Origin of the sequence: Flexithrix dorotheae DSM 6795, assembly GCF_000379765.1 — a bacterium.
GTDB classification, from domain to species: Bacteria; Bacteroidota; Bacteroidia; order Cytophagales; family Flammeovirgaceae; genus Flexithrix; species Flexithrix dorotheae.
In genome coordinates, this window is the sequence record NZ_KB903487.1 from 283,957 (window position 1) to 300,201 (window position 16,245).

Sequence of the window (16,245 nt, forward strand, 5' to 3'; positions counted from 1 at the left end):
ATTTTAATCAGGAAACTGATACCAATACCACACTAACTAAAAAATTTCAAATTAATTGAAGTTAAAGTTTAAAGAATCCGGAAACGGTTTCTGCAAAAAAAATTAAAATGGATAAAAACAATTTAACAGGGTTATTATTAATATCTCTGCTTTTAGTAACCTACTTTTATTTCTTTTCCCCGGAACCACCTCCACCTCAACAATTGGGAGAAACCCCTGTAACTGCAGTTGATTCCGCTAGTCAGGACAATTCAGCGGGTAATCAGTCAGTGACGACCCCTGAGGCTGTTTTACCTGATTCGGTGCTTCAGGCCAGGTATGGCTTTTTTGGATTGGCTATGTCAGGAGAAATCAGAGAATTTACCCTGGAAAATGATGATGTGAAGTTCATTTTTACTTCAAAGGGGGGAATGCTCAAGGAGGCTATTCTTAAAAACTATGTAACCAATGAAAAGGAAACATTAGTGCTGATAGATGAGTACTCACATCAAATGTCGGAGCTAATTCCCAATGCATCCGGTCAGCCAATTGATTTGAATCAGTTGTATTATGAAGTAGAGAAAAGAAGTAACACTTCTCTAATTTTCAGAATAAGCGCTGAAAATGGTTCTTCTCTGGAGCGGATATATAATCTTGAAGAAAAAGGATTTGTTTTAAATTATGACCTGAAATTTAATAATCTTGAAGGAGTTGTTGGAAATGGTCCGATAAAATTGGAGTGGAACCAGCAAATGAAAAAGGTTGAAAAAGATTTGGAACAAAGCCGTCAGAGGTCTACTGTGAATTACTATATGGTAGATGAAAGTTTTGATTACTTATCTGAGACATCAACTGATCTGGAAACTGCAGAACTTCCTGCACCAGCCAAATGGGTTTCCATGAAACAAAAATTCTTCAACTCAGCCATCATTACGGATGATAAGTTTGAAAATGTAGTAGTAAGCACCAATGTGGATGAACGTGATTTAAACACAGTAAAAGATGCCAAAATAGCCCTAGAAATTCCACTTACTTCTCTAAAAGCTGAAACTGCCAATATCAGGTACTACTATGGGCCTAATGATTATGATATCTGTGAGACTGTGGCTCCTTCTTTTGAAAGGAATGTTTACCTGGGTTGGAGTTTATTCTCGTCCATCAATTTATACCTGATTATTCCGGTATTTGAATTCTTAGAAAACTACATTGCCAATTATGGAATTATCATTCTGATTCTGGTTTTCATCGTAAAAACACTTTTATTCCCCTTAACCTATAAGTCTTATATCTCCATGGCCAAAATGAAGGTTTTAAAGCCTGAGTTGGACGAGCTGAAGGAGAAACACGGGGAGGATATGACTAAAATGAATCAGGAGCAGATGAAGCTTTATCAACAAGTAGGGGTGAATCCTATTAGTGGATGTATCCCTATGTTATTGCAGCTTCCCGTGTTCCTGGCTATGTTTAACTTTTTTCCAAATGCGATTCAGCTAAGGCAGGAAGGATTTTTATGGGCAACAGATTTGTCTACCTATGATTCTATTATGCAATTGCCATTTGCTATTCCTGCTTATGGAAGTCATGTGAGTTTATTCACTTTATTGATGACCATTTCTCAAATTGCATACACTTATTATAACAATCAGATTAATACGGCCGCAGCACAAGGTCCTATGAAGTCAATTGGTTATATCACTCCAGTGATGTTTATGTTCTTCCTCAATAATTTTGCTTCTGGTCTGACTTATTATTACTTCCTAAATAATATGATCACCATTGGTCAGCAGTTGGTTATTAGAAACTTTATTGATGATAAGAAAATCAGACAAAAATTAGAAGAAAATAAAAAGAGAAACAAGGATAAGAAAAAATCCAAGTTTCAGCAGAGGCTTGAAGATGCCATGAAAAGTCAGGAAAATCAAAAAGCCAAGTCAATTGCACAAAGGGCCAGAACAAAGCCTAAGAAATAAGCAAAAACTTTTAGCTCAGAAAAAAATCTGTAATTCTTTATTGACTTGCAGATTTTTTTTTGATTTAAAATGGACAAAAAACAAAATTGGAGCAATTTAACCCGGTTGGTTAAAATGATTTATATGTATGGAGGGAGAGAAAAAAAATTAGAATTGCTTATAAAAAATAAAAAGTATGCAAAAAATTCGCATACCTTTTAACCTTAACCAATAAACAACACATAAAATAAACACATGCTTGCCACGAGTGAAGGAATTGAACCTCCGAAACCAACTGTGCAGTGAAAATTTGCACTACTCGCAGTTTTTTTTGTAATTATCTAATACAAATTTAAAAGAATCACCGGATTATTAAAAATATTTTAAATATTTTAGTTAAAATTTTTATATTTTTTATAATTCAGCTCTTATTTTTGACAAATAATCAATATTCAACTAAAAAAATGAACAAAAATTTAGAGATTGACAATGTAGATATAAAGATTCTTTCAGAGTTAATGAAGGATGCTAAAACACCATATACTGAGATTGCTGAAAGAATTTATGTCTCTGGAGGTACCGTACACGTGAGGATGAAAAAGATGGAGAAGATGGGGATTGTGAGGGGTTCTACGCTAAATATCGATTTTGGTAAGCTTGGTTATGATATTACAGCTTTTTTGGGCTTGTTTCTGGAAAAAAGTTCAATGTATGAAGATGTGTCAAAAGAATTGTTGAAAATTCCGGAAGTACTTACTATTCATTACACTACAGGTAATTATAGTATTTTCGCCAAAATCACCTGTAAAGATACCAACCACTTAAGGGAAATTCTACATAATAAAATCCAGAGTATTCCTGGGGTAGTGAGAACGGAAACAATGATTTCGCTTGAGGAAAAGGTGGACCGGCCTCTTATGCTAAAATAATTTTTATATTAGGTAACCTATTGTATAATCCCCTTATACAATAAGTTACCTTTATGTTTCTTTAAAGGCAAAATGCATCATACTTTACTAAAGAAACATGTCCCTTTAATAAGCAGAAGCATTATTGAAATCAATAGTAGTAGTTGATAATTAAGAAACTCAATTACTCCTTACTCGCCAAAAGAGGCTTCCTGAACTTCAGAGGAGTAATCATTTTCTTTAATCTGGCTGGCATTTAATTCGGTGGATGCTGGTGAGGTGAATTCGCTAGTAGTTGAGCTTTGGGTGTTTAAGGTTTCTGATTTTTTCACAAAAACCTCCTTTGTAGCTTTTTCAGTCTTGATTTTCCTGGTAACAGACTTTACTGTTACGAAAGCAAACATTCCCCCAATTATTAAGAAAGTAAGAATCTTTTTCATAATTGTAGTTTTAGTTTCTTGGAACGTTCCCACAAATTAGATATTTTGTGGTGCTATTCCAAGAAAATATATCACTTTTTTCTGAAAACTATTTTTATTGGTACTCCTTCAAACTTAAAATGCTTCCTTATATTATTCTCAAGGAATCTTTCATATGGAAGTTTTATATATTTTGGATGGTTACAGAAAAAGGCAAATGTTGGTGTTTGAGTCGGTAATTGAGTAATATATTTTATTTTAATATACTTCCCTCTGTGTGCTGGCGGAGGATATCTTTCTATCTCTTTCAACATTACTTCATTAAGAGTAGAAGTAGTTACTTTTTTCTGTCTGTTTTCATAAACTTCAGTAGCCTTTTCAATGGTTTTGAAAATTCGCTGTTTGGTCATTACAGAAGTAAAAATTATAGGAGGATAATCATTTGGAGCTAGTTTTTGCCTTATTTCATCCTCAAAATTTTTGGCCGTATTATTTTCCTTTTCCACTAAATCCCACTTGTTTACCATTATGAGTAAACCCTTTTTGTATTTTTGGATTTGGAAAATAATATTCAAATCCTGGGCTTCCAGCCCTTTGGTGGCATCAAGCATCACTATACAAACATCTGAATTTTCAATGGCATTTAGTGCCCTCAACACCGAATAAAACTCAATATCTTCCCGTACTTTGGCTTTTTTTCTGATACCGGCCGTATCGGTAATTATAAAATTCTTTCCAAAGGCGGTATAATGAGAATTGATGGAATCCCTTGTGGTGCCTGCAATGTCTGTCACTATACTTCTGCTTTCATTAAGCAGGGAGTTTACAAAGGATGATTTCCCCACATTTGGCCGTCCTACAATAGCAATTCTTGGAATATGATCTTCCTTTTTTTGCTCCGGTTCCTCGGGAAAGTGTGAAACTACTTTATCCAGTAAATCCCCGGTTCCAGAACCATTGATAGCCGAAATTGGAAATATTTCTCCCATTCCAAGGCTATAAAAATCGCCTGCCATGTGGGCTCTTTCCGTATTATCAGCCTTATTGGCCACTATGTAAACAGGCTTTTTGGATTGTCTGAGCACATTGGCAAAATCCTTATCCATACCAGTAACTCCTGAATCACAATCTACCACGAATAAGACTACAGAAGATTCTTCAATAGCAATTTTTACCTGATCTCTGATGGCGCCTTCAAAAACATCGTCACTCCCTTCTATATATCCACCGGTATCAATTACGGTAAAGTTCTTCCCATTCCAAAGGGCTTGTCCGTAATGGCGGTCTCTGGTTACTCCGCTTTCATTATCAATGATTGCATCTCTACGCTCTACCAGCCGGTTGAAAAATGTTGATTTCCCAACATTTGGCCGACCTACAATTGCCACAATATTCGCCATGGTTACTTTTAATAAAATGTTCTTAAGTTATTGATTAATCATTCGGATATTTAAGTCAACTTCCTGAATTACACCAAAATAACAATTCATGATGATTCAGGCAAAATTAGATTTTTCCGAATTACAATAGGTATGGTGGTTGAAAGGATGGGGATTTAGTCTAATACTTTAGGCACTTTAAAATACTCATCATCATGATCAGGAGCATTTTTCATTCCTTCTTCTCTTGTTAGTGCATTGTGGGGAACATCTTCCCGCATGATGTCCTGTTCCATAGTCATGTGGGTAAGTGGTTCTACTCCATCAGTATCCACTTCACTTAATTTATCCACCCACTCGATAATTTCGTTCATGCTTTTCAGCATTTTTTCCTCACCATTTTCATCAAAGTATAATCTTGATAAATGGGCAATTTTTTCTATGGTACTTTTATCAATTTTCATTTCTTAATCATCAGGTTTTAACCACACCTTCAAATATTGATTTATACGGTTCTCACGTTTCCGGTATCAATGGTAATCTTATCGGGAAAGTAAGTTTTTAATTCCCCTTTAATTGCCCGCTTCACTTTTTCCTTCAAAAGATCAATATCCTTTAGTGTCATTCCTTTAGTTTCAATAGGCTTATGGTAAATCACTTTTACGGGCTTCCACTTTAGCCTTGTTGAAATATCGTACAAAATTATCCAATTATATGGAATAGTTACAGGAACTATGGGTATTTGTTTTTCAATAGCAATTCTAAAAGGGCCATCCTTAAATTTTTTAAGGTCAGGATAATTCATGGTATTGATTCCTCCTTCCGGGAAAATAAGCAGGCTATGGCCTTTATCTACCGCTCTTTTGGCCAATTCGAAAGAACGGTAACTACTTTTTATACTAGCTCTATCTACCGGAATATGGATTTTTTTAAACATATAGCCGAAGCCGGGAATTTTCCCTAAGGAGCTTTTCCCCACAAAAACCACAAAAGTTGGAGCCGAAATGCCGATAATTGGAATATCCAGATAAGAATTATGATTGGGGCAAAATACATATGGCTGCCCCTTTTTTATTCCCTCGTTCCAAATAATTTTTACAGGCATTAGCGCACTGGTAAATACAAATCCGGCCCAAAGCTTATTAATAAAATTGGCAAAACTATGCCATTTCGGTACCTGGGCAATGATGAAAAATAAGGGAAAAACCATGATATAAAAGAAGCTAAAGCATATCAGGCCCCAAAAAGCGTATATTGTTTCGAATATTCTTCGCATTAATTGTGAATAGTGGTTGAATAAAAAAATTACACTTTAGAAATAGCTGAATGCATTTGTATCAGGTTTTCAGTGATAGCCTGCAAATAGCAGTTCTCAAAATTAGAAAATTCATTTTAATATTGGGTAGGTAAAGCAGCCAAGTAAAGGAACTATCTGGATTTATCAAATCCTCTGGCATATTCTTCAATAGATATTTCCGGTTTTCCCAGTTCTTCCCAGGTTTTTTCTGATAAAAATTCCTCTTCAAAATTATTCATGGCCTCGGAAATTAATAGTCCATATCGAATGCTCACAGATAAAAAACCAAGAACCCTGAAGAACCAGACCGGGAATTGTTTCATTTTAATTTTTTTAGGACAATGTGATGTGAATTTTTTAGCGGCCTCCAGTAAAGAAAGTCCTTCCTCTCCCTGCACATAAAATTCTTTGTTTTCCTGATGATGAATTTTAAAGGACATGGCAACCTGCCTGCCATAATCTTCAGCAGCAATCCAATACATAGGATATTGAGATTGCCCAATTAACATAAGGCTGTCCCCTATTAAAAGCTTTTTATCAATAGTTTCCATGAAAGAGGATGGATAAAATATAGTATAAGGAATCTCCTGATTTTTGATCAGTTTGATGGCTTGCCTTTTTACCTCAAATACCCACCAGTCGCTTTTATAATCCTTTAGCATAGAAGAAAGGTAAATGACCTTTTGTAAGGAAGCATATTTTGAAGCCTTGTAGAAGTTTTCCAACCCCTGCAGCTCTGTATGAAATTCAGATTTTCTTTCCTGAGGTCGGATGGATAAATTGAAATATACTGCATCTACTCCCAGAACCGCTCTTTCAATGGTTTCAGTAATACGCAAATCCCCCTGGACTAATTCTACTTCTTTGGGCAGAATTTTGGCCGCTTCATCAGGGTTACGGACCATGGCCAGAACTTCAAAACCTGCTTTCACCAATTCCCTTGTTACCGGCAATCCTAAATCTCCAGTTGCGCCAATTACTAAAATGGATTGGATCATCTGATTTTTTTTTTGAAGTGATTTAAATATTGTTTTCCCAAAATTAATTTCTTTCAGGGTTGAAATCCTAAAATATGGAAATTGTTTGTATATTGATTTTAGTGAAAAAAAGACTTCATTAACACCTTAAATAATTGAAAATGAATAATCAGGAAAAGGACTTCTATTTAGATTCCTCAAAGAATCATCTAACCAATGAACTTCTTCCCTTTTGGACCAAAAGGTGTGTTGATGAGAAGAATGGGGGGTACCTTACTAATTTTGATACCGAAGGAAAGGATACTGGCCTTGATGAAAAATCATTTTTAGCACAAGCCAGAACTATTTATACTTTATCTTCTGCTCACAGGGCAGGTTATGGCAAGGGGGAACTAATGGCTATAGCAAAACATGGGGTTGATTTCATTATTGACAAATTTTGGGATCAAGAAAATGGAGGGTTTTTCTGGCTTTCTGATCGGGCTGGAAATATATTAATTGACCAGAAAATTATTTATGGACACAGCTTTGCCATTTACAGTTTAAGTGAATATACGCTGGCAACTGGTGATTCCAGAGGTCTTGAATATGCCGAAAAGGTTTTTGATCTTTTACAAAAATATTGTGCCGATACGCATTATGGAGGCTATTTTGAAATGTTTAGCAAAGATTGGAAATTGAATGGACCGGGTTCAGCTGGTGGAGATAGAAAAACGCTGGATGTCCATATGCACTTAATGGAAGCTTTTACCACACTCTACGAATGTTCCGGGAAGGAAATTCATAAGCGGAAATTACAGGAAATCATTGCCTTGATTATTGATAAAATTCTTCATCCCGAATACAAAACCGGAATTCCCCAGTTTTATGCAGATTGGAAAATTGCTCCACAGATTAAGTTTGATATTGTCTGGGGCTGGGACAGGTTTACTGAGGATGGGGCAAAAGCTTCTTCGGAGGATAATACCAGTTATGGTCATAATGTAGAATTTGCCTGGCTCCTTTTGCATGCCCTGGATATTATGGAAGTTTCCTATAAGGATTATTTACCAATTTTATTAAAATCATTTGAGCATTGTATTGCTGATGGTGTGGACTGGGAGAATGGAGGTATTTATGTGGAAGGTTCACATGCCGGAGGGGTTTATGACAGGGAAAAGGAATTCTGGCAACAAGCCGAAGTGTTGATTGGAATGTTGGATGCTTACAGAATTTTTGGCAAAAAAGAGTACCTGGATACCTATAAAAATGTACACAAATTCCTGTTTGATAAAATGATAAAACACGAAGTTGGCGAGTGGTGGCCACTGATGACCAGAAAAGGCGAACCGATCTGGAAGCACATGAGCCACAATTGGAAAGTAAATTACCATACCGTCCGGGCAATGGTACAATCTATTATTCGGCTGGAGAAAATGAATTTTTAGGAAAATAATATCGAACCATGAAAAAATCCTTTAATACTCCGCAAGATTTACTGAGTTGGTTGCTGGAAATTTATGCTGAAAAAGGCGAAAATGAAGAAACAACCCTGATGGTTAACCTGGTAGAATCTTTTGCCGATACTACAGCGGCTTCCGTAAAGATATCCAAACTGACTCAGGAAGGGTTTATTACTTCACGAGTGAGAATGGATAGTGGTGTGATGTATTATGAGGTAGGGTTGCTGGATAAAGCATTAGCTTTGGCCAAACCGAAAAGTGAAGGGAAAAAAGTTTTCATTTCCTACAATCATCAGGATAAAGCAATGGCAGGAAAAGTAAAGGAAAAGCTGGAAGATGCCGGAATTGAAGTTACAATAGATTCAGAGGCTATGCATGCCGGAGAAGATATTAAATCATTTATTGAAAAATGTGTGAGGGAAAATGACATTACCCTTTCTCTGATTTCTTCCAATAGTTTACTTTCTGCCTGGGTGGCTATGGAAAGTATGCTTACTTTTTCTGGGGAAAAAACAAGTCACAAAAAGTTTATTCCCTGTGCCATTGATCAATCTTTTTTTGGAAGAAGTTTTGTAGATGATGCCTTGGATTATATAGAAGAGGAAATTGTGGAAATTGATAAAGTTATTCAAAAACGGATGGCCAAAAACAGAGGTTTTGAGGATTTGCAAAACGAAAGGACAAGGTATAACCAGCTTCAGCATAATCTTCCCGAAATCATCAGAAAATTAAAAGAGTCTTTAACAGTAGATATTAGTGAGAGAAATTTCGATTCCGGATTGGAAAAAGTCATTAAAACTATTCTTTCCTAAGTTACTAGCCCGAAATAATCCAATTTTTTGAATTTATTACAAAACGAAAATCCTTTAAAAGAAAAAATTAAATTTCTCCTGTTCTGATTTAATCCTAATCCCCATATTTTGAGGAAATTCCTACAATTTAATATCATTAACAGCATTGTATTCTAGAGTTTAGAAAATTAACACTACTGTCAAATAAGCCCCCGTGCTATTTTTTGAGCAATAATAATTATGCTATCAAACTTTTTTAGCAAATAGATACACGGGCAATTTTGATTTACTACTTATTTCTATGGATACTGCTGTAAAAATTAACCGCTCTACCGGGACGGAATGCCATGATATTTTTATTTCATATGGAAGAAAGGAAAGTCGAGCTTTTGCAGGGAAACTAAATAAAGCCTTATTAGCCGTAGGATATGATGTCTGGATTGATCAGGATGACTTACCATTGGGTGTGGATTTCCAGGATCAGATTGACAAAGCCATAGAAAAATCCCATAATTTTTTATTTGTAATTGCCCCTCATGCTATTGCCTCAGAATACTGTTTAAAGGAAATTGAACTGGCATTAAAGTATAAAAAGCGAATTATTCCTGTATTGCAGGTAGAGCGTGATTTGTATAAAGTTCATGAAGAAATAGGTAAAATTAACTGGGTTTATTTACGGGAAAAGGAAGATGCAAATCTGCCGCTTGACCAATGGCAGACAATAGATGATTTTGATAAAGGATTTAGTGAAGTTCAATCCCTTCTTGAAGACAATAAAGCATTCGTAGAACAGCATACTCATTTATTGCTAAAGGCTCTGGAGTGGGAGAGGACGCAAAAAGACAGACAAGGCTTACTGGTAGGGAAAGAAAGACAGGAAGCAGAAAAATGGTTGAGTTCTACTTTTTCGGGAGTTAAACCTCCTTGTTTACCTTCCGATTTACATTGTGAGTATCTGGCTGAAGCAAAAAAGAATGCTGAAAATTTAATGACAAATGCATTCATTTGTTATGCCACTGAAGATATAGAGAGAAGGGATGAAATTAATAGAGAATTGCTGCGTCACGGTTTTACTACCTGGACCCACCAAAATGATATTCAAAAGGGAGTAGATTACGATCAGGCTATTGAAGAGGGTATAGAAAGGGCCGATAATTTATTATTTTTCCTTTCTCCAAATGCTGTAAAATCCGAATATTGCCTGAAAGAACTGGAACATGCCCAGAAGTATAATAAAAGAATTTTCCCCCTATTACTATCTCCAACTGATGAAAAGGAATTACCGGATGTAGTCAAAAAACTGCAATATATAGACTTTACGGAAAAAGCCTCTTTTCAGGATGCTACCAATGCTTTAATTGGTCAGCTTAACAAGGATAAACGGTATTATGAAAAACATAAAGTATTTCTGGCTCAGGCTTTAAAATGGGAAAGGCAGGGTAAAAACCCAAGTATCCTTTTAAGGGGATATAACCTGCAAAATGCTCAGGCCTGGTTGAAAATTGGCCAGAAAAGAGACTATCATTTGCCCACCAGGCTGCATGAAAAATTTATAAAAGAGAGTACGGAATATAGTGGGCAGCAAAATATAGAGGTTTTTGTTTCTTATTCCAGAACCGATGGAGATTTTGCCCGGAAAGTAAATGAGCAATTACAACTCAATGGAAAAACTACCTGGTTTGATCAGGAAAGTATTGCAGAAGGTTCTGACTTCCAACAGGAAATTTACAAAGGCATAGAAAGTGCCGATAATTTTTTATTTATCATTTCCCCTGATGCCGTACAGTCGGAATTCTGTGCGGATGAAGTGGCCTATGCTTCCCAACTAAATAAAAGGTTTATTACCTTAAGATACAGGGAAACAGATCCGAAGATTATGCCTCCTGCTCTGGCTGCGGTGCAGTGGATTGATTTTGAAAAGGAGGATTTTATTACCGCTTTTAGCCAATTAGTCAGGACACTCGATACGGACAGAGAACATTTGCAGGCTCATACCAAATGGCAAAGAAGAGCCATGGAATGGAATGACAAAGGGAAAGATAAATCACTTCTACTCAGAGGGAGTGAATTTACCATAGCTGATGTTTGGTTTAGAGAGTCGGTGGAAAATAATAAAAAACCTGAACCAACTAGTTTACAGGAAGAATTTATTGAGGAAAGCCAAAAAGCGATTAATGCCAGCCTTTTAAAAGAAAGACGTACGACTAAAAGGCTTAGAATCTTGCTCTGGGCATCCATAGTGGCTTTAGTTTTTGCTTTGGGAGGATTGTATTATGCTTTCCAAAAAGAAATGGAGGCAATAGAAAATGAAAAAATTGCAGAAGAAAAAGCTGAGGAGGCTTTAGCCGCAAAAGCAAATGCAGTTAAAGCTCAGGAGGATACTGAAAAAGCCTTACAGAAAGTGAGAGAGGAACAGGATAAAGTTTCTAAAGCCCTTGAAGCTTTGAAGGATAAACAAGATGAACTTGAAAAGGAAAAGAAGTCTGCGCTTCAGGCCAGAGACTATGCAAGAGTAAAACAAATTGAAGCAGAAGAAGCCAAACTCAAAGCTGAAAAGTCGGAAATGGCTACTTTGTTGGCAAAATCTGAAGTCGAACTCCAGGGATTGACCATTGGGGATGCTACCAAAGCACTACAAATTGCGAAAAATGATCCTACCTTGGCTTTAAGGGTTGCCCACAGAGCTTATCAAAAGAATCCTATAGAAGGAATTGAACAGATAATTTACGATATCTACAATGAAAATGAATTCTATAGTCATAGTCTGGAGGATCATCAGGACAATATATATACTGTTTCTTTTTCCCCGGATAATCAGACCTTTATTAGCGGGGGAAGAGATTCCAAAGCGAGATTGTGGACAAAGAATGGGGATTTAAAGTTTATTTTTGAACAGCACACTAATACTGTACTGAGTTCAGCATTTAATAGCGATGGAAGTTTAATCATCACAGGTAGCTTTGATAAAACTGCACTATTATGGAATGAAAAAGGGGAAATAAAAGCAGAGTTTATCGGTCATACTCTGCCGGTTTGGGGAGTGGATATTTCTCCTGATGATAAATATGTGGTCACAAGTGCCAAGGATTCTACAATTAAATTATGGGATATTAATGGCACATTAATTAGAGAATTCAGGCATGATAAAGGGGTGGGAACGGTGAAATTTTCTCCGGATGGACAATATATTCTTTCTGGTAGTGAAGACAATACTGCAAAACTCTGGAATTTACAAGGAGAGGAACTTTTAAAGTTTCAACATCAGGATGATGTGGAATCGGTCGCATTTTCTCCGGATGGCACAAAAATTCTGACTGGAAGCTGGGACAGAACCACTAAATTGTGGGATATCAATGGGAACCATTTAAAAACCCTGGAGTCAGATTATACATCCACGGTATCTTTTTCCAAGCCCCATGGCAGGTTTATTCTTACTGGAGGGAATGATAAATCACTTAAACTTTGGGACTTGGAAGGAAACCTTTTGAAGGTTTATAAAGGACATAAAGCTGCGATAAGATCCGCAGCATTTTCTGATGATGGCAATATGATTGTGTCGGGAGGGCTGGATCACACGGTAAAAATCTGGCCGATTGAAGGGAAAACTTATTTGCCCTTTCGCGATGGGGGTAGCTCCATTAATTCATTCGCCTTTTCTAAAAAGGATAATTCTATTTTAATGAAGGGACTAAACCATAAGGCCGAATTAAAAAATATAAATGGGGATATTATTAAATCGTTTGTCGGGCACGAAGATCATGTAAGAGATGTCTGCTTTTCGAAGGAGGCAGATACCATACTTACAGTAGGTAAGGATAAACAGGCAATTTTATGGAATCTTGATGGCGAAGAAATATTTTCTGTACAAGACCAGGCCAGACTTCGTCAGGCCGCTTATTCCCCCACAGGAAAACATTTTGCTACCGGAAATGATGATTATGAAATAGTTGTTTGGAACCTTGATGGATCCGAAGAAAGCAGGTTTAAAGGTCACGAACAAAGAATTACATCATTAGAGTTTTCTTCTGATGGGGAGTCTTTACTCTCTACAAGTGCAGATGGAAAGGCCAAAATCTGGTCTATTCATGGGGATATACTTACCAAAATTGAAAACTATAAGGAATACATTTTCTTTGGTTGTTTCTCTCCTGATAACAAATCAATTCTATTATCAGGAAAGGATAATACCGCAAAAATCTATGATAGAAAAGGGAATCTGACGCAAAGTTTTGAGGGACATACCAGCTATGTTATCTCAGCGGCATTTTCACCAGATCAGAAAATGGTGGTTACAGGAAGTACCGACAGAAGTGTAAGGCTTTGGGATATGGATGGTAATATCATCAAGATTTATAATGACCATAAGGATATTGTAAACTCTGTATTATTTTCCCCTGATGGGAAATACATTTTATCTGCATCGGATGATGATGAAGTATTGGTAAGGGATGCCATTCATGCTCCTTTCTCTTTTATTGCAAAAGGGAAAATTCCCGAATTTTCTTTAAAAGCATTTGCTTTGGAAGGACTTGATGTCACTGAGGATTTCTTAGCTCTTGGAAATACCAATAAAATTATTGAGGCTGGTTTCTTTTATGATTCTTTGGCTGAACACACTTCTAAGTCTCACCAGAAACTAGAATACCTTTTGGCGGCTAATAAAATTTTTGAGGAATTAGTGAAGGAAGATAAAATTCTGGATGGATATACCAGGTTAGAAATTCAGCTAAAAATACTAGAAGGCAATAAAAAGGCTGCGCAGATTCAAAGTGAAATATTTGAAAAACATAAAAATGCGGCTATTTCCCAACAAAAGGTTATTTACTATAACAAGGCTTTTAATCCACCAAATAATTCAATTTTAAGCACGGAATATAAAGTATTGTGGAGTTACCATCAGAAAGCCGGTGATTTTAAAGAGGCAGTAATCGCTAAGGAAAATGAAATTAATTCTTTATTGGAGACAAAAAAGAAAGGGCCAGCTTACAATAGCACTTTATCCGAAGCATATATTGCATTATCCCATGACCTGATACTTTTAAAATCATTTGAAAAATCTCTGGAGGCAGCCAAAAAAGGTATGGATTTAAACCCAAATAATAGCCATGCCAAATCTCAATTGGCAATTGCCTACATTTTTAATAATCAATTGGAAAAGGCCAAAGGCCTGATACATGAACTAAAATCCAGCAAACTCATTCATAGGGAAAGTATTTATGAAGATTTCTTTGTGGATAATAGAAATAGCTGGTGGAAGGGAGATGAAAATTATCTGGGTAGGGTAGAGAATGGATATTATCATTTTGAAAGCATGATTGATAAAGGGGCATGGTCAGCTCCTGAAATTGATCTGGATGAAAGCCGGGATTTTGAAATTGAAATGAAAATTAAATACCTGAAAGGGAAGAAAAATAATTCTCTGGATCTGGTTTGGGGAAAAAGTGATGATGAAAAATACACTTTCGGATTTTCTGCCAATGGATATTATGTAATCCGAGGTTTTCTTGAGGAGGAATGGCAGGATTTTAAGGAATGGACGAAGTCGGATATTGTGAGTGGAAATGAATATAATAAGCTTACTGTAAGGAAGATAGGAGGTAATTATTATTTCTTCCTGAATGAAACTTATGTGCATTCTATGCCATTTAAGGCTTTGCCTGGAAAAAGAACGGGGGCAAATGTTTTAGCTAATACTGCCATGGCAGTAGATGACTTTAAAGTGAGTTATCTTAATGTAGAACTTCAGGCTTCCCAAAGTGATGAAAATTTGGAAATCAAAAGCCAGGAATCTCCAATTTTAAAGGAATACAGTTATACCATAGGAAAGAAATTTCTGGAAGATATTAAGCATTTAGAAAGTGAAGGGATAACACACCAATCTTTTGAAAAGATTATTCCTCTATTGGTGGATAATGTGGAATTACTAAGATTGAATAAAATTGATGCTCAATACTTTTTAAATTCTTCAGAACCCTCAGAAGTTTATGAAGCCATCAATATCTATGAAGAAAGGGTTGGAAAAATACCGTCTTATGAAACTGAAAAACTGGCCGATACCTATCAGGTAATAGCAAATTTATATGAAAAATATTTTGCCCTGGGCGGGGACAGGGTAGTAAAAGTGGATGCGGGAAGTGCTTATTGGAATTTATCCTGGTATAAATTATTTACCAAAGATTTTGGAATAGCCGAGAAAGCAGTGAAAAGAGGAGTTGAGCTTGAGGCAGAAGAAGGTATTTACACCAATTTGCCAACAGCTTATCTTTTCGGAGGGAAAAAAGAGGAAGCTTTGAAATTTTATAGAGAGTGGAAAGAAAAGCCATATGGAACTGGCGTGTTCAGAGAGGCATTCCTTTTGGATTTAGAGGACCTGGAAAATGCGGGGATTACCAGTAAGGATGTACCTGATGCAAGGGTTGAACTTACCAAATTTACACCTGAATCCATCAAGAAAGGTTGGGTTAATGTCCCTTTTTCAAAAATCGATGCCGCATTATATTGGCCTAATAATGCAAAAGTTTACTTGTTTTACAAAGATGAATATGTGAGATGGGATACTAAATCCAATACGCTGGATGAAGGTTATCCGGTAAAAACTGCTGATTACTGGCCGGGCGTGGATTATGATCAAATTGATGCAGCAACATATTGGCCAAGTAATAAAAAAGCCTATTTCTTTAGAGGAAATGAATATTTGAGATTTAATGTGGAGCTAAATCAGGTTGATCCGGGATACCCAAAATTAATAAGTGATAAAACATGGCCTGGGCTTATTTTCGATCATATAGATGCGGTAATTACCCTTGAAAATGGGAAATCTTACTTCTTTAGTAAAGATGAATACATCCGATACGATGTGGAACTGGATAGGGCTGATCCAGGTTATCCAAAGAAAATTAGTGAACTCAACTGGTATGGTCTTGACTTTAATCATGTGGATGCCGCTCTGGTTTGGAAATATCCGAAAATCATTTATTTCAATAATGATCAGTACGATATGTGGGGAATTGAAAAACAATAATTTAAATTTTAAAAAATATATTGAATTTACAACTTAGTAAAAAATACCCTGAGCAGATTTTCATTCTGCTCAGGGTATTTTAT

Annotated in this window: 10 protein-coding genes; 5 read left to right on the plus strand and 5 right to left on the minus strand. The window is 36.2% G+C overall.

The features are described from left to right. Window positions 1–107: 107 nt before the first annotated feature. Together yidC and A3EM_RS0134865 are read left to right on the plus strand one after the other, a co-directional pair. Window positions 108–1,949, plus strand: coding sequence for a membrane protein insertase YidC (yidC, locus tag A3EM_RS0134855; RefSeq protein ID WP_020532893.1), 1,842 nt, complete (start codon window positions 108–110; stop codon window positions 1,947–1,949). Window positions 1,950–2,392: 443 nt separating this feature from the next. Beyond that, window positions 2,393–2,857, plus strand: a complete 465-nt coding sequence (locus A3EM_RS0134865; protein WP_020532895.1) for an Lrp/AsnC ligand binding domain-containing protein — start codon at window positions 2,393–2,395, stop codon at window positions 2,855–2,857. Window positions 2,858–3,027: 170 nt separating this feature from the next. On the opposite strand, the gene A3EM_RS0134870 is transcribed toward A3EM_RS0134865, so the two are convergent. From A3EM_RS0134870 to A3EM_RS0134890, 5 genes are all read right to left on the minus strand, one after another. Continuing rightward, on the minus strand, window positions 3,028–3,276 hold the full coding sequence (locus tag A3EM_RS0134870) for a hypothetical protein (protein ID WP_020532896.1): 249 nt from the start codon (window positions 3,274–3,276) through the stop codon (window positions 3,028–3,030). Between the two features lie 71 nt (window positions 3,277–3,347). After that, entirely contained in the window at window positions 3,348–4,655 is a 1,308-nt protein-coding gene (der, locus tag A3EM_RS0134875; RefSeq protein WP_020532897.1) for a ribosome biogenesis GTPase Der, read from the minus strand. A 155-nt stretch (window positions 4,656–4,810) separates the two neighbouring features. Continuing rightward, window positions 4,811–5,098 (minus strand): Asp-tRNA(Asn)/Glu-tRNA(Gln) amidotransferase subunit GatC, encoded by a 288-nt coding sequence (gene gatC, locus A3EM_RS0134880; protein ID WP_020532898.1) that lies wholly within the window; start codon window positions 5,096–5,098, stop codon window positions 4,811–4,813. A gap of 41 nt (window positions 5,099–5,139) precedes the next feature. After that, entirely contained in the window at window positions 5,140–5,910 is a 771-nt protein-coding gene (locus tag A3EM_RS0134885; RefSeq protein ID WP_044240690.1) for a lysophospholipid acyltransferase family protein, read from the minus strand. A 152-nt stretch (window positions 5,911–6,062) separates the two neighbouring features. Further along, complete coding sequence (locus A3EM_RS0134890) at window positions 6,063–6,929, minus strand: SDR family oxidoreductase (RefSeq protein ID WP_020532900.1); 867 nt, start codon at window positions 6,927–6,929, stop codon at window positions 6,063–6,065. Window positions 6,930–7,069: 140 nt separating this feature from the next. Between A3EM_RS0134890 and A3EM_RS0134895 the strand changes: the two genes are divergently transcribed. The 3 genes from A3EM_RS0134895 to A3EM_RS46610 all read left to right on the plus strand — a co-directional run bounded on the left by A3EM_RS0134895 (window position 7,070) and on the right by A3EM_RS46610 (window position 16,162). Next, window positions 7,070–8,335 carry an AGE family epimerase/isomerase gene (locus A3EM_RS0134895; protein WP_044240753.1) on the plus strand — a complete coding sequence of 422 codons (1,266 nt, stop codon included), beginning with the start codon at window positions 7,070–7,072 and terminating at the stop codon, window positions 8,333–8,335. A 17-nt stretch (window positions 8,336–8,352) separates the two neighbouring features. Further along, window positions 8,353–9,162 carry a toll/interleukin-1 receptor domain-containing protein gene (locus tag A3EM_RS0134900; RefSeq protein WP_020532902.1) on the plus strand — a complete coding sequence of 270 codons (810 nt, stop codon included), beginning with the start codon at window positions 8,353–8,355 and terminating at the stop codon, window positions 9,160–9,162. A gap of 280 nt (window positions 9,163–9,442) precedes the next feature. After that, window positions 9,443–16,162 carry a TIR domain-containing protein gene (locus A3EM_RS46610; protein WP_020532904.1) on the plus strand — a complete coding sequence of 2,240 codons (6,720 nt, stop codon included), beginning with the start codon at window positions 9,443–9,445 and terminating at the stop codon, window positions 16,160–16,162. Window positions 16,163–16,245 lie beyond the last annotated feature (83 nt).

Excerpts from the sequence above, each read along its gene's own strand:
- yidC (WP_020532893.1), top strand. The coding sequence starts at position 108 with ATGGATAAAAACAATTTAACAGGGTTATTATTAATATCTCTGCTTTTA.
- A3EM_RS0134865 (WP_020532895.1), top strand. The coding sequence starts at position 2,393 with ATGAACAAAAATTTAGAGATTGACAATGTAGATATAAAGATTCTTTCA.
- A3EM_RS0134870 (WP_020532896.1), bottom strand. The coding sequence starts at position 3,276 with ATGAAAAAGATTCTTACTTTCTTAATAATTGGGGGAATGTTTGCTTTC.
- der (WP_020532897.1), bottom strand. The coding sequence starts at position 4,655 with ATGGCGAATATTGTGGCAATTGTAGGTCGGCCAAATGTTGGGAAATCA.
- gatC (WP_020532898.1), bottom strand. The coding sequence starts at position 5,098 with ATGAAAATTGATAAAAGTACCATAGAAAAAATTGCCCATTTATCAAGA.
- A3EM_RS0134885 (WP_044240690.1), bottom strand. The coding sequence starts at position 5,910 with ATGCGAAGAATATTCGAAACAATATACGCTTTTTGGGGCCTGATATGC.
- A3EM_RS0134890 (WP_020532900.1), bottom strand. The coding sequence starts at position 6,929 with ATGATCCAATCCATTTTAGTAATTGGCGCAACTGGAGATTTAGGATTG.
- A3EM_RS0134895 (WP_044240753.1), top strand. The coding sequence starts at position 7,070 with ATGAATAATCAGGAAAAGGACTTCTATTTAGATTCCTCAAAGAATCAT.
- A3EM_RS0134900 (WP_020532902.1), top strand. The coding sequence starts at position 8,353 with ATGAAAAAATCCTTTAATACTCCGCAAGATTTACTGAGTTGGTTGCTG.
- A3EM_RS46610 (WP_020532904.1), top strand. The coding sequence starts at position 9,443 with ATGGATACTGCTGTAAAAATTAACCGCTCTACCGGGACGGAATGCCAT.